General features: G+C 72.9%; 19 protein-coding genes and 1 pseudogene. 12 read left to right on the top strand and 8 right to left on the bottom strand.

Annotated features, from left to right (window positions below; genetic code table 11):
* Positions 1–10 precede the first annotated feature (10 nt).
* The 3 genes from V6U79_RS12725 to V6U79_RS12715 form a co-directional block, all read right to left on the bottom strand.
* Complete coding sequence (locus V6U79_RS12725) at positions 11–1,000, bottom strand: sigma-70 family RNA polymerase sigma factor (protein ID WP_334525766.1); 990 nt, start codon at positions 998–1,000, stop codon at positions 11–13.
* Positions 1,001–1,483: 483 nt separating this feature from the next.
* Positions 1,484–2,473, bottom strand: a complete 990-nt coding sequence (murQ, locus tag V6U79_RS12720; protein WP_442933319.1) for an N-acetylmuramic acid 6-phosphate etherase — start codon at positions 2,471–2,473, stop codon at positions 1,484–1,486.
* Positions 2,470–3,384: a MurR/RpiR family transcriptional regulator gene (locus V6U79_RS12715; RefSeq protein ID WP_334614766.1), complete on the bottom strand. Its 915-nt coding sequence runs from the start codon at positions 3,382–3,384 to the stop codon at positions 2,470–2,472. Before V6U79_RS12715 ends, murQ begins: the two co-directional genes overlap by 4 nt.
* A gap of 216 nt (positions 3,385–3,600) precedes the next feature.
* Between V6U79_RS12715 and V6U79_RS12710 the strand changes: the two genes are divergently transcribed.
* Positions 3,601–4,293 carry an SDR family NAD(P)-dependent oxidoreductase gene (locus tag V6U79_RS12710; RefSeq protein WP_334614765.1) on the top strand — a complete coding sequence of 231 codons (693 nt, stop codon included), beginning with the start codon at positions 3,601–3,603 and terminating at the stop codon, positions 4,291–4,293.
* On the opposite strand, the gene V6U79_RS12705 is transcribed toward V6U79_RS12710, so the two are convergent.
* A complete protein-coding gene (locus tag V6U79_RS12705; protein ID WP_442933769.1) occupies positions 4,278–4,946 on the bottom strand; it encodes a dTMP kinase in 669 nt (222 codons plus the stop codon). The two genes, V6U79_RS12710 and V6U79_RS12705, sit on opposite strands and share 16 nt — an antisense overlap.
* Positions 4,947–5,074: 128 nt before the next feature.
* Here V6U79_RS12705 and V6U79_RS12700 point away from each other — a divergent pair, with 128 nt between their 5' ends.
* The 5 genes and pseudogenes from V6U79_RS12700 (at position 5,075) to V6U79_RS12680 (ending at position 7,563) form a co-directional block, all read left to right on the top strand.
* Positions 5,075–5,728 (top strand): nucleotidyltransferase, encoded by a 654-nt coding sequence (locus tag V6U79_RS12700; RefSeq protein ID WP_503629760.1) that lies wholly within the window; start codon positions 5,075–5,077, stop codon positions 5,726–5,728.
* A gap of 53 nt (positions 5,729–5,781) precedes the next feature.
* Positions 5,782–5,991, top strand: coding sequence for a hypothetical protein (locus V6U79_RS12695; RefSeq protein WP_334525834.1), 210 nt, complete (start codon positions 5,782–5,784; stop codon positions 5,989–5,991).
* 13 nt (positions 5,992–6,004) lie between these two features.
* Positions 6,005–6,779, top strand: a pseudogene (locus V6U79_RS12690) (metallophosphoesterase family protein).
* Entirely contained in the window at positions 6,770–6,916 is a 147-nt protein-coding gene (locus V6U79_RS12685) for a GPGG-motif small membrane protein (protein WP_334525784.1), read from the top strand. Before V6U79_RS12690 ends, V6U79_RS12685 begins: the two are co-directional and overlap by 10 nt.
* Positions 6,917–7,068: 152 nt before the next feature.
* Complete coding sequence (locus V6U79_RS12680) at positions 7,069–7,563, top strand: TspO/MBR family protein (RefSeq protein ID WP_334614762.1); 495 nt, start codon at positions 7,069–7,071, stop codon at positions 7,561–7,563.
* Positions 7,564–7,611: 48 nt separating this feature from the next.
* Here the strand turns inward: V6U79_RS12680 and V6U79_RS12675 are convergent, their stop codons facing one another.
* On the bottom strand, positions 7,612–8,385 hold the full coding sequence (locus V6U79_RS12675) for a peptidoglycan DD-metalloendopeptidase family protein (protein ID WP_334525790.1): 774 nt from the start codon (positions 8,383–8,385) through the stop codon (positions 7,612–7,614).
* Positions 8,386–8,647: 262 nt separating this feature from the next.
* Between V6U79_RS12675 and V6U79_RS12670 the strand changes: the two genes are divergently transcribed.
* The 5 genes from V6U79_RS12670 to V6U79_RS12650 all read left to right on the top strand — a co-directional run bounded on the left by V6U79_RS12670 (position 8,648) and on the right by V6U79_RS12650 (position 14,934).
* A complete protein-coding gene (locus V6U79_RS12670; RefSeq protein WP_334525793.1) occupies positions 8,648–9,991 on the top strand; it encodes an ABC transporter substrate-binding protein in 1,344 nt (447 codons plus the stop codon).
* 69 nt (positions 9,992–10,060) lie between these two features.
* Entirely contained in the window at positions 10,061–11,107 is a 1,047-nt protein-coding gene (locus tag V6U79_RS12665; protein WP_334525797.1) for a carbohydrate ABC transporter permease, read from the top strand.
* Between the two features lies 1 nt (position 11,108).
* A complete protein-coding gene (locus V6U79_RS12660) occupies positions 11,109–12,077 on the top strand; it encodes a carbohydrate ABC transporter permease (protein WP_334614761.1) in 969 nt (322 codons plus the stop codon).
* A 67-nt stretch (positions 12,078–12,144) separates the two neighbouring features.
* Complete coding sequence (locus V6U79_RS12655; RefSeq protein WP_334525803.1) at positions 12,145–13,218, top strand: LacI family DNA-binding transcriptional regulator; 1,074 nt, start codon at positions 12,145–12,147, stop codon at positions 13,216–13,218.
* A 45-nt stretch (positions 13,219–13,263) separates the two neighbouring features.
* The gene (locus tag V6U79_RS12650; RefSeq protein ID WP_334614820.1) at positions 13,264–14,934 is read left to right on the top strand and encodes a glycoside hydrolase family 13 protein; all 1,671 of its coding nucleotides are present in this window, start codon (positions 13,264–13,266) and stop codon (positions 14,932–14,934) included.
* 785 nt (positions 14,935–15,719) lie between these two features.
* Here the strand turns inward: V6U79_RS12650 and V6U79_RS12645 are convergent.
* The 3 genes from V6U79_RS12645 to xylA are packed head-to-tail and all read right to left on the bottom strand — an operon-like array spanning position 15,720 to position 19,883.
* On the bottom strand, positions 15,720–17,132 hold the full coding sequence (locus V6U79_RS12645) for an MFS transporter (RefSeq protein ID WP_334526585.1): 1,413 nt from the start codon (positions 17,130–17,132) through the stop codon (positions 15,720–15,722).
* 55 nt (positions 17,133–17,187) lie between these two features.
* Entirely contained in the window at positions 17,188–18,684 is a 1,497-nt protein-coding gene (gene xylB / locus V6U79_RS12640) for a xylulokinase (RefSeq protein WP_334526583.1), read from the bottom strand.
* Positions 18,685–18,695: 11 nt separating this feature from the next.
* A complete protein-coding gene (gene xylA, locus V6U79_RS12635; RefSeq protein WP_334526581.1) occupies positions 18,696–19,883 on the bottom strand; it encodes a xylose isomerase in 1,188 nt (395 codons plus the stop codon).
* 49 nt (positions 19,884–19,932) lie between these two features.
* On the opposite strand from xylA, the gene V6U79_RS12630 reads away from it, so the two are divergent.
* Positions 19,933–21,195 (top strand): ROK family protein, encoded by a 1,263-nt coding sequence (locus V6U79_RS12630; RefSeq protein WP_334526578.1) that lies wholly within the window; start codon positions 19,933–19,935, stop codon positions 21,193–21,195.
* Positions 21,196–21,324: the final 129 nt, after the last annotated feature.

Below are 21,324 nucleotides of genomic sequence, written 5' to 3'. Positions count from 1 at the left end.
TGCCGCCAGGTCAGGCGGCCTGCAGCCCCTCGGCCCGCGCCAGCTCCCGGAGCCGGCCGAGGGCCTGGATCTCCAGCTGGCGGATCCGCTCCCGGGAGAGCGAGAAGCGCGAGGCCACCTCGGTCAGCGAGTGCTCCCGACCGTCCTCGAGGCCGTAGCGGGCCCGCATGATGCCGGCCGAACGGTCGTCGAGGTGGTTGAGCAGGCCCTCGATGCGCTGCCGCTCCAGCCCGCTGAGGACGATGTCCTCCGGGGAGGGGGCGTCGCTGTCGGCGACCAGGTCGCCGAGGTTGGTGTCGCCGTCGTCGCCCACCGGGGTGTCCAGCGAGACGGTGTCCTGCGACCAGCGGCGCAGCTCGTTGACCCGCTCGACGGTGACGCCGAGGGCCGCGGCGATCTGCTCCGGCTCCGGGTCGCTGCCCAGCTCACGGGTGAGCTGCCGGGCCACGTTGCGCATCCGGTTGACGTCCTCCACCAGGTGCACGGGCAGCCGCACGGTGCGCTCCTGCTGGGCGATCGCCCGGCTGATGGCCTGACGGATCCACCAGGTGGCGTAGGTGGAGAACTTGTAGCCGCGCTCGTAGTCGAACTTCTCGACCGCGCGGACCAGGCCGGTGTTGCCCTCCTGGATCAGGTCCAGCATGGGCATCCCGGACCGGACGTAGCGGCGGGCGATGGAGACGACCAGCCGCAGGTTGGCCCGGATGAAGAGGTCCTTGGCCCGCTCGCCCTCGGCGACGAGGCGCTCCAGGTCGTCCCGGTCGACACCGGCGGGGACGCGGTCCTCGCCGAGCAGGTGCTCGGCGTAGAGGCCGGCCTCGATGGCCTTGGAGAGATCGACCTCCTTGGCGGCGTCCAGCAGTGGCGTCCGGGAGATCTCGTGAAGGTAGACGCCGACCAGGTCACGCTCCTCGGCGACCTCGTCGGTTCGCATGCCGATGTTCTTGTCCACGTTGCCCACGGTCCCCTCGCTCGCGCCGGTTGCCCGGTTCCTTGCCATCCCCACGTCCATCAGCCCTCCCCCGTAACCTCTGCTGTGCCCGTCGGTGCTGACACCTACACAACAGTTGAGACGTGTCGGGGATTCCATGTCGTGAGTCGAAAGTGTCACGAATGCCTGAGTATCAGCTGAAAGTGCGGTCCACGTTTGCTGTCAGCACCCCGCCGGTGCGGGGTGCGCCGGTGCCACGGACCGCGCTGACGGAGGCGGGACGTCGTCCGTCGCAGGAAATCGCACCATCGCGACTTCCAAGAGCACAGCGACGCTCGTCACCGCCCGACTGCGACCCTGGTCACTGCTGAATACGCGCCGGTGGGCCGGTCGGTTCATCCACGCAAGGTCGATTACCCCGCCCCCTGCACAACAATCCGAGGCGCGCTGGGCGTCCGCCCGGTGACGTGTTCCGCGTCTCACCCGCGCCCCACGTCCACCCCGGGGGCGGAGCACCCCGGCGGGGGTACGGCCCGCCGGGGCGGACGAGGATCAGGAGGCGAGCAGGGCGAGCGCGCCGCGTACCTGGTGGGAGGCGCGGGCCAGGGCGGCTCGCGCGGCGGTCACCTCGGCGCCGGAGACCAGCGAGACCAGGGCGATCTTGAGGTCGCCGTCGGCCTCGCGCAGTGCCCGCCGGCAGACCTCCTCGGCGCAGCCGGTGGCCTCCATCAGGATGGAGATCATCCGGCCCCGGAGCTTGGCGTTGGTCGCCACCATGTCGATCATGAGGTTGGAGTAGACCCGGCCGAGCCGGACCATCACCGCCGTGGAGAAGGTGTTCAACACCAGTTTCTGCGCCGTGCCCGCCTTCATCCGGGTCGAGCCGGTGACCACCTCGGGTCCGGTGTCCACCCCGATGAACACGTCGACCGTCGCGGCGGCCGCCGCCTCCGGGTTCGCGCAGAGCAGCACCGTCGAGGCGCCCTGCGCCCGGGCGGCGGCGAGTGCCCCGAGAACGTACGGGGTGCGCCCGCTGGCCGCCAGCCCGACCACCAGATCACCCGGCCGTACGCAGCCGGCCGCCTCGGCCGCGCCACCGCGGTCGTCGTCCTCGGCGTCCTCGACGGCCCGCCACATCGCGTCCGGGCCGCCGGCCAGGTGCGCGCAGAACCAGTCGCGCGGGGAGTTGAAGGTGGGTGCCAGCTCGGCCGCGTCGAGCACGCCCAGCCGGCCGGAGGTGCCGGCGCCGAAGTAGTGCACCCGGTGCCCGCCGCGCAGCGCCGTCACCGCCAGGTCGACCGTCGCGGCGATCTCGTCGAGGACCGCGGCGACCGCCGCCGGGACCCGCCGGTCGGCGTCGTTGATGACGGTGAGCACGTCCCGGGTCGACATCAGGTCGAGGTCGGCGCTGTGCGGGTTGCGCCGCTCGGTCGGCGCGCCCACCCGGACCACGGGCCGCAGGTCGACGACGGTCTCACCGCTGCCGTCCCCGCTCCGACGATGCTCCACGGCGCCGTCCGGCTCCACCCGACCGGCGGTCACGAGCGCCTCCGCCCGGGGCCGACCCGGTGCGTCAGCACGGCCTCGGCGGTCGCCTCCAGTGCCTTGCGGGCCCGCGCCCGGTTCCGGGCGGCGACCCCGACGAAGAGGCAGTCGACCACGGTGAGCTGGGCGAGGCGACTGGCCATGGCGCCCGAGCGGTAGGTCGTCTCGCGGGCCGCGGTGGTGAGCACGAAGTCGGCCACCTCGGTGATCGGCGAGCGGGGGAAGTTGGTCAGCGCCACGGTCGACGCGCCCCGGGCCCGGGCCTGCTCCAGTACCTCGATCACGTCCGAGGTGGTGCCGGTGTGCGAGATGCCGAACGCCACGTCGCCCTTGCCGAGCAGCGCAGCCGAGGTCAGCGCGGTGTGCACGTCGGGGAAGTAGAAGGAGGTGCGGCCGATCCGGTGCAGCTTCTGCTGGAAGTCGGAGGCGACGAAGCCGCTCGCGCCGGCCCCGTAGACGTCGATCCGGCCGGCGGCGACTATCGCCTCGACGACCTGCTCGCAGATCGCCGGGTCGAGCTGCTCGGCGGTCTCCTCGACGGCCCGCGCGTCGTTGAACGCGATGGTGGCGATGATCTGGGCCAGGTCGGCGCCGGGCGGGATGTCACCCCCGACCACCCGGGCGTCCGGCGGCTCCACCCGGCGGGCCGCCTCGGCGGCGAGCCGGATGCGCAGCTGCGGGTAGCCGTCCATGCCGACCGACCGGCAGAACCGGATCACGGTGGCCTCGGAGGTCTCGGCGGCCGTGGCGAGGTCGGTGATGGTTCGTCGCGCGGCGGCGGCCGGGTCGGCGACGACCAGCCGGGCGACCCGCTGCTCGGCGGGCGACAGCGAGGGCAGCAGGCCGCTGATGTGGACGATCAGTCCACCCGACTCGTGACTCGCAGAAATCTTCGGACTCTTCGCCACGGATGAAACTTACTTTCATGAGCCCCGAGCGTCAACCATGCCTCGCGGATCCGACCAAGTATCCCCCGCGCCCGCGCCGTCCCCCCACAGCCTGCCATCATCGCGGGCCGCCGCCCCTCGTCCGCTCCGGTCGAACCGGCTGCTCACCGGGGTGGCGGCGACGGCGCGGCCGGCGGAGGAGCACCGGAGCCGCGGGGCGGGACTACGGTGTGCGGCATGACGGGACGCAGCGTGCTGGTGACGGGTGGGACGGGCGGACTCGGCGGGGCGGTCACCGCCGCCTTCGTCGAGGCGGGCTGGCGGGTGGTCGTACCCGGGCGGGAGAGCCCGGCCACGACGGCGCCGGCGGGGTCGGGCCCGGTCCGGCTGGCCGCGGACCTGATGACCACGGAGGGCGCCGAACGGGCCGTCGAGGCCGCCGCCGGCGACCCGGCCGCGCCGCTGCGCGCCGTGGTCAACCTGGTCGGCGGGTACGCCGCCGGCGGCCGGGTGCACGAGACCGGGATCGAGGAGTTCGAACGGATGCTCTCGGTCAACCTGCGCCCCACCTATCTGGTCACCCGGGCGGCGCTGCCGCACCTGGTCGCGGCCGGCGGCGGCGCGGTGGTCTGCGTGTCGGCCCGGGCGGCGCTCGCCCCCTTCCCCGGCGCCGCCGGCTACGTCACCGCCAAGGCGGCGGTGCTCGCCTTCGCCAACGCGGTGGCGGTCGAGTACCGGGCGTCCGGTGTGCGCTGCAACACGGTGCTGCCCAGCGTCATCGACACCCCGGCGAACCGGGCCGCCCAGCCGGACGCCGACCACGGCCGCTGGGTCACCCCGGCCGAGATCGCCCCGGTGATCCGCTTCCTCGCCTCCGACGAGTCCGCGCCGACCAGCGGGGCGTCGGTGCCGGTCTACGGCCGGGCCTGAACCGCCAGCGGCACGGCGGGCGGCTCGACGGCGGCAGGCAGCCACTGCGCCAGGTGGGCCTGGATGCGCCGGGTCACCTCCTCGGGCGGGCCGCCCGCGTCGACCAGCACGAAGGTCGGGTACTCCGGCAGCGTGCGGTAGGCGCTGTCCGCCGCCCGCAACCAGTCCATCGTCTCGTGGTCGGTGCCGCGCCGCTCGATCCGCCGGTACGCCTCGGCCGGGTCGACGGTGAGCAGGAAGGTCACCTGCGGCGGCGGGAAGACCCGGTAGCCGACCCGGGCCAGCCGCTCCCAGCGCTGCCCCCCGTGCGCCCGGATGCTGGCGTACTGGCAGGCGGAGTAGCGGTCCATGACCGCGGTGCGGCCGGTCACCAGGCAGCTGAGCAGGGCGGCGGCGATGGCCAGCCAGCGCAGTACGGACTCCACCGCGAGCACCCCGTTGCGTCCGACAAGGCGCTGCGCGTCGGGGACCCCCAGCCGGTTGGCGACCCGGCCGAGCCAGCGTCGGCCCCCGGCGTTGCGGTGGTAGGTGGCCGGTCGCCCGGCCGAGGTGAGCGCGGCGGCGAGCCGGTACGCCTGGGTCGTCTTGCCCGAACCGTCGATGCCGATCAGGGCGACCCGGCGCAGTCGGGCCCTGCCGCCGGTCGCCCGCATTGATCTGGCCACCTTCCACACGCTATCCGACGCCCGCTCACACCTTGGCGTTTTGTCCGCCTGGTCACCCGCTCGTCACCTGTGGGTCGGGCCCGGGAGGTGTCAGCCGGGGGCCAGCCGGGTACGCGATGTCATTTCCGACCGCCTGTCCACCTTCACCACGACGGGAGAACCAGATGGCCGAGCGCGGGGACGAGAGCCTGTTGCACACCTTGAAGCGGGTCGCCGCCGTGCTCAAGCAGAACGACATCCCGTTCGCCCTCGGTGGCAGCTTCGCGGTGTACGCGCACGGCGGGCACTCCAGCGAACACGACGTGGACTTCCTGCTCCGCGAGGAGGACGTCGAGCGATCCCTGGAGGCACTGGTCGCCGAGGGCTTCACCGCCGAGCGCCCGCCGGAGGACTGGCTGGTGAAGGTCTACGACGAGGGCCGGATGGTGGACCTGATCCACCGGCCGGTCGAGACCCCGGTGACCGAGGAGACCTTCACCGACACCGTGGTCCGCCCGGTCGACGCCATCCGCATGCCGGTGCTCTCGGCGACCCGGCTGATGGTGCACAAGCTGCTCAGCTTCTCGCAGCACTACTGCGACTTCGCCCGCGGTCTGCCGCTGGCCCGCTCGCTGCGCGAACAGATCGACTGGGAACGGGTACGGAAGGAGACCGAGCACTCGCCGTACGCCGAGGCGTTCCTGGTGCTGCTGGACCGGCTCGACGTGGTCCCGTACACGGGCACGCCGGTGCCGTACGCGCGCACGCCCGAAGGGAAGGAGACACCGTGACCAGACATGGCGCCGGACCACCCGACGAGTACGTCGAGGCGGAGATCCACCGGATGCTCACCGAGGATCCCGACGTCGCCGAACAGGGGATCACCGTGCTGCGCAAGGAGCGCGGGCTCGTCCTCTACGGCGAGGTGGAGAGCCCGCACCGGCGGGAGGAGATCCTGCGCCGGGTCGCCGAGCGTTTCCCGGACGTGCCGATCACCAGCGACATCGGGGTGATCCGGACGCAGGCGCCCACCCAGGTCGAGGAGTTGCCGTGAGAGGGGTCCGAGCATGATCCGCATCGCCGCCGTCGGCGACGTGCACCTGGACGAGGACGTGGTGGGCCGGTTCCGGCCGGCCCTGGAGGAGTTGCCCGACTGCGCCGACGCGCTGCTGCTCGCCGGGGACCTGACCCGGCACGGCACCGAGTCCGAGGCGCGGTGCGTGGCGCGGGAGTTCGGCGACCTGGGCGTGCCGGTGATCACGGTGCTGGGCAACCACGACCACCAGTGCGACGAGGTGCCGCAGGTGGTCAAGGTGCTGGAGGACGCCGGCATCACCGTGCTGGAGGGGACCGGGACGGTGGTGGAGTGCGCCGGCGGCCGGCTCGGGGTGGCCGGGGTGAAGGGCTTCGGCGGCGGTTTCGCCGGGCGGTGCGCCAGCGACTTCGGCGAGCCGGAGATGAAGGCGTTCGTCCGGACGAGCAACCAGAGCGCCGACGCGCTGGGCGCGGCGCTGCGCGGGCTCGAGTGCGACCTGGTGGTCGCGCTGACCCACTACTCCCCGGTGCCGGACACGCTCGCGGGCGAGCCGCTGGAGATCTACCCGTTCCTGGGCTCGTACCAGCTGGGTCAGGCGATCGACTCGGCGCCGACCGCGCTGGCCCTGCACGGGCACGCCCACCACGGGACCGAGCGGGGCACCACCCCGGGCGGGGTCCGCGTCCGCAACGTCGCCCACCCGGTCATCAAGCAGGCGTACAGCATCTTCCACGTGGGAGATCAGGTGGACTGAGGACCAGGTTTCTCGGACCGGCGCCTCGGGTATTCAGCCGCCATGGAGCTGATTCTCTGGATTCTCGCAGTGGTACTCGTGGTCGCCGGCATCCTCGCGCTGTTCCGCCGGCAGATCCTGTGGGGCATCGTCCTCATCGTGGTCGGGCTGCTGGTCGGCCCGGGTGGTGTCAGCATCTTCAGCAATTGACGCGCGGCGTGCCCGCCGCTTCCGGACCCGCCGGGGTCGTCGGCACCGGGATCTCCGTCCTCCCAGACAGGAGACACCCGGAACCGACGACCCCGGCGCTGCGCTGTCCGGGGCCGGGTTTGTCGATCACGGGTCGCGGAAACATCTCGACCATGGAGATAACTGGGAGCCCCTCGCGGACCCACGGGGCGCGCACCTGGTGGGCGCTGCTCGGCTTCGGCGCGGCCGTGACGGTCGCCGCGGCGATCGGCGGGCTGGGGGTGCAGGGCACCGCCGACGAGTACGCCAGCCTCCGGCAGCCGGACTGGGCTCCGCCTTCGTGGCTCTTCGGCCCGGTCTGGACCGTCCTCTACGCGTTGATCGCCATCGCCGGCTGGCTGGTCTGGCGCCGGGTCGGCTTCGGTCCGGCGCTGTACGCCTGGATCGCCCAGCTCGTGCTGAACGCGATCTGGACCCCGCTCTTCTTCGGCGCCGGCCGGTACGGCCTGGCGTTCGCCGAGATCGTGCTGATGTGGCTGGCGATCGGGGTGACGGTGCTGCTCTTCCAGCGGATCTCGCGCCCCGCCGCGGCGCTGATGCTGCCCTACTGGGCCTGGGTGGCCTTCGCCGCCGCGCTCAACTTCACCATCTGGCGACTCAACAGCTGAGGCGCGGGCACGGGCCCCCGGCGCAGGGGAGCCCGTGCCCGCGCAAGGTCAGCAGCGTGGCACGTCCGGGATCCAGCCGTCGTGGCCGGTGTACACGTACGCGTCGGCGATGTACCGCCCGGCGCCGATCCGGTCCCAGATCGCGCTGGTGCCGTACGTGCCGGTGACGGTGCTGCCGCTGGTCTGGCAGTGGATGGTGACCCGCGTGCCGTCGGCGACCGAGCCGACCGCGGCGTACCCGGTGCCGGGGCCGGACCGGACGGTCAGGTCGGCGCCGGCGGTGTTCACCGTCCCGGAGCCGGTCGCCGAGGAGCAGGCGTTGTCGCTGGTGTACGTCTTCGTGCCCCAGTAGAGCGCAAGGCCGCCGTTGAACCGGACCTGGATGTCGTTGCCGTTGAGCCGCTGCTCGTAGTGCAGGTGGGGCCCGGTCGACCCGCCGGTGCTGCCGACCCAGCCGATCACCTTGCCGTAGCCGACGCTCTGCCCGACCGAGACGTTGAAGCCGTTGAGGTGGGCGTAGTAGGTGGTGTACCCGCCGCCGTGGTCGATGCGGACGTACTTGCCGTAGCTGGTGCCGCCGAGGTCGGTGACCCGGTCGACGGTGCCGGGAGCGCTGGCGACCACCGGGTCGCCCAGGTCGTCGGTGCGGTTGAAGTCGAGCGCGTACGCCGGGCTGTGGTCGGACCGGGTCTGGCCGGACCAGGACTGGCCGCAGGGGAACGGCACCTTGAACGTCGGGGCCGCCATCGCCGGGCTCGCCGGGACGAGGGTCCCCGCGGCGAGCAGGGCGGCCACCGCGACGCTCCACCACCGTCTACGCATCCAGCACCTCCGATGTCGAGAACCTTCGATGAGCTTCGGTCAGCGTGGCAGAAAATGCCATCGATGGGAAGGGGTGCGGACCCCGGGTGCGGGCCGTCGTTCTGGGAGCGCGACCATAGCCGGTGACCAGGTTTCGCGATTGTTACCGGGCCGTGTCCGCCTGGGGGTGGACCCGGAGCGATGCAAGCGCTTACATGTGTAGAAGACCATCGGACCGGCGCGAATTCGATCCCCCTGAGCGCCGGCAAGGAAGGAGATCGGCATGGCGTTTGCCAGATCACGCCAGGCTCTCGCGATCGCCGGCGTACTCGGCCTGGCGCTCGGCGCCACCGCCTGTGGCACCGGCAACGACAAGAAGAGCAGCAACGCGGGTTCCGCGGAGTGCGCCCCATACGAGAAGTACGGCGACAACGACGGCAAGAAGGTCTCCATCTACGCGTCGATCCGTGACGCGGAGGCCGACCTGCTGGAGAAGTCGTGGGAGCAGTTCGTCGAGTGCACCGGCATCGAGATCGAGTACGAGGGCAGCGGCGAGTTCGAGGCGCAGCTCCCCGTCCGGGTCGACGGCGGCAACGCCCCCGACATCGCCTTCGTGCCCCAGCCGGGCCTGGTGAAGCGCTTCGCGGACGCCGGCAAGCTGAAGGCCCTCGGGTCCGAGACGAAGGCCCTGGCCGAGCAGAACATGCCGGCCGACTGGCTGAAGTACGGCACCGTGAACGGGACGCTCTACGGCGTGCCGCTCGGCGCGAACGTCAAGTCCTTCGTCTGGTACTCGCCGAAGACGTTCAAGGAGAAGGGCTGGGAGGTTCCGACCACCTGGGACCAGCTCATCGCCCTGAGCGACAAGATCGCCGGCAGCGGCATGAAGCCGTGGTGCGTGGGTGTCGAGTCCGGTGACGCCACCGGCTGGCCGGCCACCGACTGGATCGAAGACGTGATGCTGCGTACGCAGGGTCCCGAGGTCTACGACCAGTGGACGACGCACCAGATCCCGTTCAACGACCCGAAGGTCGCCGACGCGGTCGAGAAGGCCGGCGCGATCCTGAAGAACGAGAAGTACGTCAACGGCGGCTTCGGCGGCGTCAAGAGCATCACCACCACCTCCTTCCAGGAGGCGGGCCTGCCGATCACCAACGGCAAGTGCGCCATGCACCGTCAGGCGTCCTTCTACGCCAACCAGTTCCCCGAGGGCACCAAGGTGGCCGAGGACGGCGACGCCTTCGCGTTCTACTTCCCGGCCATCGACCCGGCCAAGGGCAAGCCGGTGCTGGGCGCGGGTGAGGTCGTCGTCGCCTACGCCGACCGCCCGGAGGTGCAGGCGGTGCAGACCTACCTCGCCTCGGCCGAGTACGTGAACAGCCGCGCCAAGCTCGGCAACTGGGTCACGGCGAACAACAAGCTCGACATCGCCAACGTGGCCAACCCGATCGACAAGCTCTCCGTCCAGATCCTCCAGGACAAGAGCGGCGTCTTCCGCTTCGACGGCTCCGACCTGATGCCGGCCGGCGTCGGCGCGGGGACGTTCTGGAAGGGCATGGTCGATTGGCTGAACGGCAAGCCGACCGCCCCGGTGCTCCAGGGCATCGAAAACAGCTGGCCCAAGTGATCCCGGCGGTGGCCCGGCCCGCGACAGCGGGCCGGGCCACCGGCCGAGCCAACCCTGGAGGGAGGGTTGATGGAGTTCGACTTCGCGGATCAGCAGCCGAAGCTCCTCATGCTGATGTACGGGCTGGTCGCCTTCGTGGTGGTGGTGGGCGGTCTGCTTCTGCTGCTCGACGTCGTGCCGGCCTGGTTCGCCCGGCGACGTGAGGCGCAGCTCGTCGCCGCCTCTGCCAGCGGAGCCCCGCTCCCCCGGCGACCCCGGCAGCGGGAGGGCCTCTTCGCGCTCTTCTTCCTGCTGCCGACGGTGCTGCTGCTCACCATCGGCCTGGTCATCCCCGCCATCCGCACCACCCTGCTCTCCCTGATGGACGCGGGCAGTAACGACTGGGTGGGGCTGCGCAACTACGGCTGGATGTTCTCCGACGACTCCATCGTCCGCGTCCTGATCAACACCCTGGTCTGGGTGGTCCTGGTCCCGCTGGTGGCGGCCTCGTTCGGCCTGCTCTACGCCGTCCTGGTGGACAAGGCCCGGTTCGAGTCCGTGGCCAAGTCACTGATCTTCCTGCCGATGGCGATCTCCTTCGTCGGCGCCAGCATCATCTGGAAGTTCGTCTACGCCTACCGCGGCGAGGGCGAGCAGATCGGTCTGCTCAACCAGATCGTGGTCAGCCTCGGCGGCGAACCCAAGCAGTGGCTGCTCGAGTCACCGCTGAACACGCTGCTGCTGATCGTCATCATGGTCTGGATCCAGGCCGGCTTCGCCATGGTGGTGCTCTCCGCCGCCATCAAGGCGATCCCGGCGGACATCGTCGAGGCCGCCCGGCTCGACGGGGTCACCCCCTGGCAGATGTTCTGGCAGATCACCATGCCGAGCATCCGCCCGGCGCTGATCGTCGTGGTGGTTACCCTCACGATCGCCACGCTCAAGGTCTTCGACATCGTCCGGACCGCGACCAACGGCAACTACGACACCAGCGTCATCGCCAGCGAGATGTACAACCAGGCGTTCCGGTACGGCCAGAACGGGCAGGGCTCCGCGCTCGCGGTCTTCCTCTTCGTCCTGGTCATCCCGGTCGTGATCTACCAGATCCGCAACCTCCGTCAGCAGCGGGAGGGCTGAGATGACGACCGCAACGCCCACCGTCGCCGCCAGCACCCAGAAGACCGACGGCCGTACGCCCGGCACCGCCGCGCGGGTCCGCAAGCGGTTGAACAGCCGTACCGCGACCCTCGTCTCGATCGTCATCGCGGTGGTCTGGACCATCCCGACCTTCGGCCTGCTGGTCTCCTCCCTCCGGCCGGAGGACGAGATCAAGAGCACCGGCTGGTGGACCGCCTTCACCAACCCGCAGTTCACCCTGGAGAACTACCAGCAGGTGCTGTTCGGGCGGTCGGCGTCGTCCGGGCAGCTCGCCGGCTACTTCATCAACTCGCTGGCGATCACCGTCCCGTCGGTGCTCTTCCCCCTCGCCTTCGCGGCCCTGGCCGCGTACGCGCTGGCCTGGATCAACTTCCGGGGTCGGGACTGGCTCTACATCGCGATCTTCGCGTTGCAGATCGTGCCGTTGCAGATGGCCCTGGTGCCGCTGCTGAAGTTCTTCTCCACCGGGGTCACCCTCGGCGGCGTGACGCTGATGCCCGCCTGGGATCTGGTCGACGAACAGAAGTTCGCCCAGGTGTGGTTCGCGCACACCTGCTTCGCGCTGCCGTTCGCCGTGTTCCTGCTGCACAACTTCATCTCGCAGCTGCCGAAGGACCTGATGGAGGCGGCCCGGGTCGACGGGGCCACCCACCCCAGGATCTTCCGCACCATCGTGCTGCCGCTGATCACCCCGGCCCTGGCCGCGTTCGGCATCTTCCAGTTCCTCTGGGTCTGGAACGACCTGCTGGTCGCGCTGATCTTCGCCGGCGGCACCGCCGAGACGGCGCCGCTCACCGTCAAGCTCGCCGAGATGGCCGGCACCCGGGGCAACGAGTGGCAGCGCCTGACGGCCGGCGCGTTCGTGTCGATCGTCGTACCGCTGATCGTGTTCCTCTCCCTGCAGCGCTACTTCGTGCGAGGTCTGCTCGCCGGCAGCGTCAAGGGCTGACCGCCGTACCGCCGCCGCCCGGCAGTCCCGGGCGGCGGCGGGACCGACGCGGAGCGGGGGGAAGACCATGACCAGGATTGATGACGTCGCCCGGCTCGCCGGGGTGTCGACCGCCACCGTCTCCCGAGCGCTGCGCGGGTTGCCGACGGTGTCGGCCGCGACCCGCCGCCGGGTGCTCGCCGCCGCCGAGCAACTGGAGTACGCGGTCTCGCCGAGCGCCTCCCGGCTGGCCGGTGGCCGGACCGGGACGGTGGCCGTGGTGGTCCCCCGGATCACCCGCTGGTTCTTCGGCATCGTGGTGGAGGCGGTCGAGGACCACCTCCACCAGGCCGGCTACGACCTGCTGCTGCACAACCTCGGCGGGCGCGAACAGATCCGCCAGCGGGTGCTGCGCACCGCCAACCTGCACAAACGGGTGGACGCGATCATGCTGGTGGCCACCCCGCTGCGCCCCGCCGACCTGACCGCGCTGGCCACGCTCGACCTGCCCGGGATCACCATCAGCTCCGGCACCGTCGTCCCCGGCTGGCCCTGCGTCCGCATCGACGACGTGGCCGCCGCCCGGACGGCCACCCGGCACCTGCTCGACCTGGGACACCGCCGGATCGCCCACATCTCCGGCGACCCCGACGACGAGCTGGCCTTCACCACCCACCTGGACCGGCGCCGCGGCTACCGGGAGGCGTTGCGCTCGGCCGGGCTCCGCCCCGACCCGAGCCTGGACGTCGAGTCGCAGTTCACCATCGACGGCGGCACCCGGGCCACCGTCGAACTGCTCGCCCGGGGCGAGCCACCGACCGCGATCTTCGCGGCCTGCGACGAGATGGCGATGGGCGCGATGACGGCGCTGCGCGACGCCGGGCTCCGGGTGCCGCAGGACGTCAGCGTGATCGGGGTCGACGACCACGACCTCGCCGGCGTGCTCGGGTTGAGCACCATCGCCCAGCCCGCCGCCGAACAGGGCCGGCTCGCCGCCCAGCTGCTGCTCGACCCGCTCGGCGCCCGCCACGTCGGGCCGTACGCCGGCCGGATCCCCGAGCCGCGTGACCCCGCCGCCCCCGGCGGCGGGTCGGCGGAGCCGGTGATCCTGCCCACTCGCCTGGTGGTACGCGACTCGACCGCGCCACCCCGGGCACACTGACCGAATTCCACCATCCGCAACCAGCAATACAGAGGGAGTAAGGCTCTGAACACCGACGCTAGGCAGCCGGACCAGTCCGCGGGCGTGGCCCCCGGATGGTGGACCGAGGCCGCCATCTACCAGATCTACCCGCGCTCCTTCGCCGACTCCGACGGCGACGGCATCGGTGACCTGCCCGGCATCACCAGCCGTCTCGGCCACCTCGTCGAACTGGGTGTCGACGCGGTCTGGCTGTCGCCGTTCTATCCGTCGCCGCAGGCCGACGCCGGGTACGACGTGGCCGACTACCGTGACGTCGACCCGCTCTTCGGCCGGCTGGAGGACGCCGACAAGCTGATCGCCGAGGCCCGGGCCAAGGGGCTGAAGGTCATCGTCGACCTGGTGCCGAACCACACCTCCTCGGCGCACCGCTGGTTCACCGCCGCCCTGGCCGCCGCCCCCGGCAGCCCGGAGCGGTCCCGGTACATCTTCCGGGACGGCCTCGGCCCGGACGGCGACCAGCCGCCGAACGACTGGCAGAGCGTCTTCGGCGGTCCGGCCTGGACCCGGGTCCTCGACCCGGACGGCCGCCCCGGCCAGTGGTACCTGCACCTGTTCGACACCGGCCAGCCGGACCTGAACTGGGACAACCCGGAGGTCCGCGAGGAGTTCCGGGACGTGCTGCGGTTCTGGCTGGACCGCGGCGTGGACGGCTTCCGGGTGGACGTGGCGCACGGCCTGATCAAGCAGGCCGACCTGGCCGACTGGCAGGAGCCGCAGGAGATCCTCTCCGGCAACGAGGTGGCGAAGCCCCAGCCCCCGATGTGGGACCAGGACGGCGTGCACGAGATCTACCAGGACTGGCGCCGGGTGCTCGACTCGTACCCCGGCGAGCGGATCCTGGTCGCCGAGGCGTGGGTGGAGCCGGCGGAGCGGCTGGCCCGCTACGTGCGCCCGGACGAGATGCACCAGGCGTTCAACTTCGAGTACCTGCTCGCCTCCTGGACCGCCCCCGCCCAGTACGCCGTGATCACCCGCTCGCTGGAGGCCACCGACTCGGTCGGCGCCCCGACCACCTGGGTGCTCTCCAACCACGACGTGGTGCGGCACGCCTCCCGGCTCGGCCTGCCGATCGGCACGGTCCGGCCCAACGGCATCGGCGTCGGCGACCCGCAGCCGGACGCCGCGCTCGGCCTGCGGCGGGCCCGCGCCGCCACCCTGCTGATGCTGGCCCTGCCCGGCAGCGCCTACCTCTACCAGGGTGAGGAGCTGGGCCTGCCCGAGCACACCGCGCTGCCGGACGAGGTCCGGCAGGACCCGACCTGGGAGCGCAGCGGCCACACCCAGCGGGGCCGGGACGGCTGCCGGGTGCCGATCCCGTGGGAGGCCGACGCCCCGTCGTACGGCTTCGGCCCGACCGACGCCAGCTGGCTGCCCCAGCCGCCGCTCTGGGCCGAGTACGCCCTCGACCGGCAGCGCGGCGTGCCCACCTCGACGTACGAGATGTACCGGACCGCGCTGCGGCTGCGCCGCGAGCACGGGCTGGGCCGGGGCACGCTGGAGTGGCTCTCCTCGGGCGATGAGGTGCTGACCTTCCGCAACGGCGACCTGGTCGTGCTGACCAACTTCGGCGACGCCGCGGTGCCGGCGCCGGCCGGGGAGGTGCTGCACAGCAGCGCCCCGCTGGACGCCGACGGCCGGGTGCCCACCGACGTCACGGTCTGGGTCCGCGCCTGACGTAACGCCTGGTCCCGCCGGCCCCCGCTCCGCAGCGAGGGCCGGCGGTCGGCGTTTGGGAGACGGGCGGCCGCCAGACCAGCGGCGCGGACCGACGGCGCGGCGCGGACCGACGGCGCGGCGCGGACCGGCGGCGCGGACCGACGGCGCGGCGCGGACCGGCGGCGCGGATCGCGGTGCCGTCGCGCACTGCTGCCGGGCGGCGCTGACTGCGATGCGCGGTACGCGGCACGGTGCCATGCTCCGCGACGGCGGCCGGCGCGGGCTCGGCGCCGGTGGCAAGGACCTGAGCGGCGTCCTTTAGAGCTGATGACGCAAACGAATCAGACGCCCGCTGGCCGGCCGGCCGCGACCGGACCGCCGACCGGTCGCGGCGTTCACGGCCTGACCTGAGTCGTTTACGTCATCAGCTCTAAAGGGGCCGCACCAGCAATCGGACACCCTTCCCGCCCACAGCCCCAGCGAAGGTGCGGGCGCTGAGCGCCGATGGTGAGCAGCGGACGCCGGGCTCGGAGCGCGATGGTGAGCAGTGGGCGCCGGGCTCGGAGCGCCGATGGTGAGCAGCGGGCGCGGGCTCGGAGCGGTGCGGCGCCAGGCGCCAGGCGGTGGGTGCTGGGTGCTGGGTGCGTCGACGGTGGGGCGTCGGGCCCTGAGCCATGAGTGGCGGGTGGCCCGCGATGGGTGGCGGGTGGCGGGCGATGGGTGTCGGGTGGCCCGCGATGGGTGCCGGGCCCCGGCGGTGGGTGCCGGGTGGCGAGCGGTCGGCACCGGGTCCGCGCGGTGGGTCAGAGGCGGTCGGCGCGGGTGTGCAGCAGGTCGTGCACGGACTCGATGTCGCCGGGCGAGGTCCGGGAGGCGAGCCAGTACATCACCCCGGTCGGGATGAAGAAGAGTTGGAAGGCGGCCAGCCCGACGGCGTAGTTCAGCGGCGGCGGGAAGGCCGCCCGCAGCCCGTGAAAGGCCACCCCGACCAGGCCGTTGCCGGCCGCCCGACCCACCCCGTTGACCAGGTTGCCGAGGCTGTAGACCGTGCCCCGGTGCTCGGGGGGGTTGACGTCGGCGATCAGGGCGAACCAGTTCGGCGAGTTCGCCGAGGTGAGCGCCAGCGCGAGCACGGCGGTGAGCAGGCTCAGCCCGACCGTCGGCTCGGTCACCACGCTGGCCAGCACCGCCCGGACCACCTCGCCCGCCCCCGCGCCGTCCGGCACCACGATCCGTACCGGCACCAGGAAGAGGACCAGGTAGAACGGCACGGCCGCGAGGATGCCCACCGCCGCGACCAGGGCCCGGCCCCGGGGGGTACGCCGTTGCAGCGCGTCGCCGGCCAGCCCGCCGACGATCGAGAGCACCCCGCCGAGCTGGAACAGGGTGGCGAAGACGCTGCCCACCACCACGGCGGTGGCGGTCGAGTAGCCCTGCGCCTCCGCCCGCTCGGCGAAGAGCACCGGCAGCCACACCAGCGAGCCGAACGCCGCCTGTGCGGTCAGCCCCTGCAGGATCAGCCAACGGTTGGTCCGCCGGGCCAGGATCCGGGGCAGGTCGGCGCGGGTGATCCGGTAGTCGTACTCGGCACCGGCGTCGATCGCCCCGGCCAGCTCCGGTTCGCTCTGCCCGCGCCGGATGTCGTACGTGAAGAGGTAGGCCACCGCGGCGACCAGCCCGACCACGGCGAGCATCAGGAAGGGGCGCCGCCAGTCGGTGGCGCCGAGGATGCCGCCGGTGAGCGTGCCGGCGAGGGTGCCCACCCCCTGCGAGAGCCCCCAGAAGCTCATCACCAGCCCCCGGCGGCGCGGCGAGATCAGGTCCGTGACCACGGAGAACCCGACCGAACCGACCGCGCCGAGGCCGACCGCCGCCACCAGTTGCGCGACGAGGAACGCCGACCAGCTGTCGGCGACCGCGCTGCCGCCGGTGCCGGCCGCCCAGACCAGGGTGCCGAGCATGAGCAACGGCTTGCGGTTCGTCCGGTCGCCCACGTACGCCCAGGCCACCGACGCCACCGCGCTGAGCAGGAAGCTCACCGCGGTGACCAGGCCGAGCTGCCGCTGGGGTACGTCCAGCGCCCCGGAGATCGGCCCGTACAGCGGTGGGACCAGACCAATCGCCACGTTGTCCAGCGAGGCGAGCACCACGAAGACCACCACGCTGTAGTACCGGTGCGCCGCGTTCCCGCCCCGTGCGGCCCTGGTGCTGGTCATGACCCGCAGCCAACCAGGAACAGGTCACGGCCCGGTGACCGACCCCCGCCCCCGTTCACCCCTTCGGCGCGTCCACCCGGTCGACGGTCCGGTCGCGGGCCTGCGCGTACCGCTCCCGGACGGCGGGGACGGACTCCGCGTCGTACTCCTCGGCTCCGGTGACCGGCCACTCGGGTGGCGCCGCGCCACCCAGGGCGACCCAGGCGGCCTGGCGTGCCGCGCCGTCCGCCACGTACTCGCCCGGCGGCGGCACCACCACCGGGCGCCCGAAGACCTGCGGGGCGATCCGGCGCACCGCCGCGGACCGGGCGCCGCCGCCGACCAGGATCACCCGCTCGGCGACGGCACCCTGGGCGGTCAGCGCGTCGAGCCCGTCGGCGAGGGCGCAGAGCATCCCCTCGACGGCGGCCCGGGCCAGGTGCGCCGGGGTGGCGGTACGCAGCGTCAGCCCGTGCACCGCGCCGGTGGACAGCGGCCGGTCCGGGGTGCGCTCCCCCTCGAGGTAGGGAACCATGACCAGACCGTCCGCCCCGGGCGGGCCGGCGAGCGCCAGCGCGCTCAACTCGTCGAGGTCGACCCGGAGCATCGCCGCGGCGGCGTCGAGCACCCGGGCGGCGTTGAGGGTGCAGACCAGCGGGAGGTGGCGGCCGGTGGCGTCGGCGAAGCCGGCCACCGTCCCGGACGGGTCGGCGGCCGGCGCGTCGGCCACCGCGAAGACCGTGCCCGAGGTGCCGATGGAGACGACCACGTCGCCGGGTCGGGCCCCGACGCCGAGCGCCGCGGCGGCGTTGTCGCCGGTGCCCGCGCCGAGCCGGATCCCGGGGCCGGCCCCGCCGGACCGGGACGGCCCGCCGGCCGATCCACCGCCGGGCGGAGCACCGGTGAGCACGGCCGGGTCGAGGAAGCCGGCGGACTCGGCCGGGCCGAGCACCGTGGGCACCCGCACCGCCCGGCCGAGGGCCTGTTCCAGCAGGTCGAGACGGTATTCCCCGGTCCGCGGGGACCAGTAGCCGGTGCCGCTGGCATCGCCCCGGTCGGTGCGCAGCGCGTCGAGTCCGGGCGCGCCGGCCAACCGCCAGGTCAACCAGTCGTGCGGCAGGCACACCGCCGCCACCCGGGCCGCGTGCTCCGGCTCGTGCCGGGCCAGCCAGCGCAGCTTGGTGGCGGTGAAGCTGGCCACCGGCACGCTGCCCACCGCCTCCGCCCAGAAGCGGCGTCCGGCCTCACCGCCGCCGGCCTCGGCGATCAGGTCGCGGGCGGCGTCGGCGGAGCGGGTGTCGTTCCACAGCAGCGCGGGCCGGACCACCTCGCCCGCCTCGTCCAGGCAGACCATGCCGTGCTGCTGGCCGCCGACCGAGACGGCGGCGACGTCGGCCAGCCCGCCGGCCGCCTCGACGGCGCTGCGCAGCGCCTCCCACCAGGCCCGAGGGTGGACCTCGGTGCCGTCGGGGTGCGGCGCGCGGCCCTGCCGGACCAGCGCGCCGGTCCCGGCGTCGCGGATCACCACCTTGCAGGACTGGGTGGACGAGTCGATCCCGGCGACCAGCGGCATGGCGGCCCGCCTCAGCGCGCGCCGAGCAGGTGCTCGACGGCGAGCTGGTTGAGCCGGACGAAGCCGAAGCCCCGCGCGCCGGCGGCGTCGGCGTCGAAGTCCTCGAACGCGGACCCGTCGGCGAGCAGGTCGGCGTAGCTCTCCCCCGGCGCCAGGGTCGGGGTGTTCAGGTCGGCCACCCGGCTGGCGGCCAGCGCCTCGGCCACCTCCGGGTCGGCCCGGAACGCCGCGGCCCGCTCCTTGAGCAGCAGGTAGGTGCGCATGTTCGCCTCGGCCGAGGCCCACACCCCGGTCATGTCCTCGGTGCGGGAGGGCTTGTAGTCGAAGTGGCGGGGCCCGTCGTACGCGGGTCCGCCGTTCGGGCCGCCGTGCTCCAGCAGGTCGACCAGGGCGAAGGCGTTGAGCAGGTCGCCGTGGCCGAAGACCAGGTCCTGGTCGTACTTGATGCCGCGCTGGCCGTTGAGGTCGATGTGGAACAGCTTGCCCTGCCACAGCGCCTGGGCGATGCCGTGGGCGAAGTTGAGCCCGGCCATCTGCTCGTGCCCGACCTCGGGGTTGAGCCCGACCAGCTCGGGGTGGGCGAGGGTGGAGATGAACGCCATGGCGTGCCCGACGGTGGGGAGCAGGATGTCGCCGCGCGGCTCGTTCGGCTTGGGCTCCAGGGCGAAGCGCAGGTCGTACCCGCGGTCGACGACGTACTGGCAGAGCAGGTCGACCGCCTCGCGGTAGCGGTCCAGCGCGGCGCGGACGTCCTTGGCCAGGTCGTACTCGGCGCCCTCCCGGCCGCCCCACATCACGAAGGTGCGGGCGCCCAGCTCGGCGGCGAGGTCGACGTTGCGCAGCACCTTGCGCAGCGCGTACCGGCGGACGTCCCGGTCGTTGCTGGTGAAGCCGCCGTCCTTGAAGACGGGGTGGGTGAAGAGGTTGGTGGTCACCATCGGGACGACCAGCCCGGTCTCGTCGAGGGCCTTGCGGAACCGGGTGAGGTGGGCGTCCCGGGTCGCGGCGTCCGCACCGAAGGGCACCAGGTCGTCGTCGTGGAAGGTGATCCCGTACGCGCCCAGCTCGGCCAGGCGGTGCACCGCCTCGACCGCGTCCAGCTCCGGGCGGGTGGCGTCACCGAACGGGTCACGGGCTTGCCAGCCCACCGTCCAGAGCCCGAAGGAGAACTTGTCGGCGGGAGTGGGACGGGGTGCCATGGCAGACCTCCGGGGTGATCGTCCGCAATTTGTTCAGTGGTTGAATTAAATGACCGTCGTGTGGCACTGTCAAGCGGTGAACAGTTCCCGCACCGCCGGGGCGGTTCGGCAGGGCAGCCTGCGCGAGCTCAACCTCGCCGTGGTGCTCCGGCGGATCGCCGCCGCCGACCCCCCGCCGTCGCGGGCCCGGATCGCCGCCGACACCGGCCTCACCCGGGCCACCGTCTCGGCGGTGGTCGACGACCTGATCACCGGCCGGCTGGTCACCGAGGCCGACCCCGCTCCCCGGACCGGCGCCGGACGCCCCGCCCGGGTCCTGCTGCTGGCCCGCGACGGCCCCGCCGGGCTCGGCCTGGAGATCAACGTCGACTACCTGGCCGCCTACGTGGTCGACCTCGCCGGGGACGTCCGGCACCACGAGGTGCACCGCGCCGACCTGCGGCCGGTCTCCCCCGCCGACGCGCTCGCCCGACTGGTCGAGCTGGCCGGCCGGGCCCGCGCCGCCGCCGTACGGGAAGGGCTGACCCTCGCCGGCGCGACCCTGGCCGTGCCCGGCCTGGTCGACGCGCGCGGGCTGGTCCGGCTCGCGCCCAACCTCGGCTGGCGGGAGGTGGACGTCCCCGCCCTGCTCGCCGCGCACCCCGCGGTGACCGAGCCGGTGCCGGGAATACCCCCGCTGGTGGTCGAGAACGAGGCGAACCTCGCCGCCCTCGGCGAGCTGCACGCCCGACCGGACGGACCCCGCAGCTTCCTGCACGTCTCCGGCGAGGTGGGCATCGGCGCCGGGATCGTGCTCGACGGCGCGCTCTTCCGCGGCGCCCGCGGCTGGAGCGGGGAGATCGGGCACATCCCCGTCGAACCGCGCGGGCGGCCGTGCCGCTGCGGCGGACGAGGCTGCCTCGAGACGTACGCCGGGCAGGAGGCCGTGCTCGCCGCGGCCGGACTGGCCGGCGCGGACCTGCCGGCGGACACCGCCGCCCGGCGGCTGGCCGACCTCGCCGACGCCGGCGACCCGCCCACCCTGGCCGCGCTGCACGCCGCCGGCACCGCCCTCGGCGTCGCCGTCGCCGGCGTGGTGAACCTGCTCGACCTGGACACCGTGGTGCTCGGGGGCGGATACGCTCCCCTCGCCCGCTGGCTGCGGCCCCCCGTGGCCGCGGAGCTCACCGGCCGGGTGCTCACCGCCGCCTGGTCGCCGGTCACCGTCCGCGCGGCGGCGCTCGGGGCCGCGTCGGCGGCGGTCGGCGGGGCCGGCTCGGTGGTACGCCGGATCATCACCCGACCGTCCGGTTGGCTCTCCCGCCCGACGTGAGAAGGGCTTCCTCGACGGGCGATCGCAGGTCCGCCTCGGTACCCTTTCCCCGAGGCAACCATCTTCACCCGAGGAGTGCACCACCAGCATGCGCAGAGGTCGACAGGGCCCCGCGCCCGGCGACCGGCG

It is taken from the genome of Micromonospora psammae, assembly GCF_036902725.1.
Lineage (GTDB): Bacteria > Actinomycetota > Actinomycetes > Mycobacteriales > Micromonosporaceae > Micromonospora.
Note: the sequence above shows the minus strand (reverse complement) of the source record. Positions and strands in the feature narration are given on the sequence as shown.

What these genes read in the sequence shown, in the direction of transcription:
- xylB (WP_334526583.1), bottom strand. Translation starts at nt 18,684, where the DNA reads ATGCCGCTGGTCGCCGGGATCGACTCGTCCACCCAGTCCTGCAAGGTG.
- V6U79_RS12675 (WP_334525790.1), bottom strand. Translation starts at nt 8,385, where the DNA reads ATGCGTAGACGGTGGTGGAGCGTCGCGGTGGCCGCCCTGCTCGCCGCG.
- V6U79_RS12665 (WP_334525797.1), top strand. Translation starts at nt 10,061, where the DNA reads ATGGAGTTCGACTTCGCGGATCAGCAGCCGAAGCTCCTCATGCTGATG.
- V6U79_RS12660 (WP_334614761.1), top strand. Translation starts at nt 11,109, where the DNA reads ATGACGACCGCAACGCCCACCGTCGCCGCCAGCACCCAGAAGACCGAC.
- xylA (WP_334526581.1), bottom strand. Translation starts at nt 19,883, where the DNA reads ATGGCACCCCGTCCCACTCCCGCCGACAAGTTCTCCTTCGGGCTCTGG.
- V6U79_RS12700 (WP_503629760.1), top strand. Translation starts at nt 5,075, where the DNA reads ATGTCATTTCCGACCGCCTGTCCACCTTCACCACGACGGGAGAACCAG.
- V6U79_RS12705 (WP_442933769.1), bottom strand. Translation starts at nt 4,946, where the DNA reads ATGCGGGCGACCGGCGGCAGGGCCCGACTGCGCCGGGTCGCCCTGATC.
- V6U79_RS12680 (WP_334614762.1), top strand. Translation starts at nt 7,069, where the DNA reads ATGGAGATAACTGGGAGCCCCTCGCGGACCCACGGGGCGCGCACCTGG.
- V6U79_RS12670 (WP_334525793.1), top strand. Translation starts at nt 8,648, where the DNA reads ATGGCGTTTGCCAGATCACGCCAGGCTCTCGCGATCGCCGGCGTACTC.
- V6U79_RS12725 (WP_334525766.1), bottom strand. Translation starts at nt 1,000, where the DNA reads ATGGCAAGGAACCGGGCAACCGGCGCGAGCGAGGGGACCGTGGGCAAC.
- V6U79_RS12655 (WP_334525803.1), top strand. Translation starts at nt 12,145, where the DNA reads ATGACCAGGATTGATGACGTCGCCCGGCTCGCCGGGGTGTCGACCGCC.
- V6U79_RS12695 (WP_334525834.1), top strand. Translation starts at nt 5,782, where the DNA reads ATGCTCACCGAGGATCCCGACGTCGCCGAACAGGGGATCACCGTGCTG.
- V6U79_RS12710 (WP_334614765.1), top strand. Translation starts at nt 3,601, where the DNA reads ATGACGGGACGCAGCGTGCTGGTGACGGGTGGGACGGGCGGACTCGGC.
- V6U79_RS12630 (WP_334526578.1), top strand. Translation starts at nt 19,933, where the DNA reads ATGACCGTCGTGTGGCACTGTCAAGCGGTGAACAGTTCCCGCACCGCC.
- V6U79_RS12685 (WP_334525784.1), top strand. Translation starts at nt 6,770, where the DNA reads ATGGAGCTGATTCTCTGGATTCTCGCAGTGGTACTCGTGGTCGCCGGC.
- V6U79_RS12645 (WP_334526585.1), bottom strand. Translation starts at nt 17,132, where the DNA reads ATGACCAGCACCAGGGCCGCACGGGGCGGGAACGCGGCGCACCGGTAC.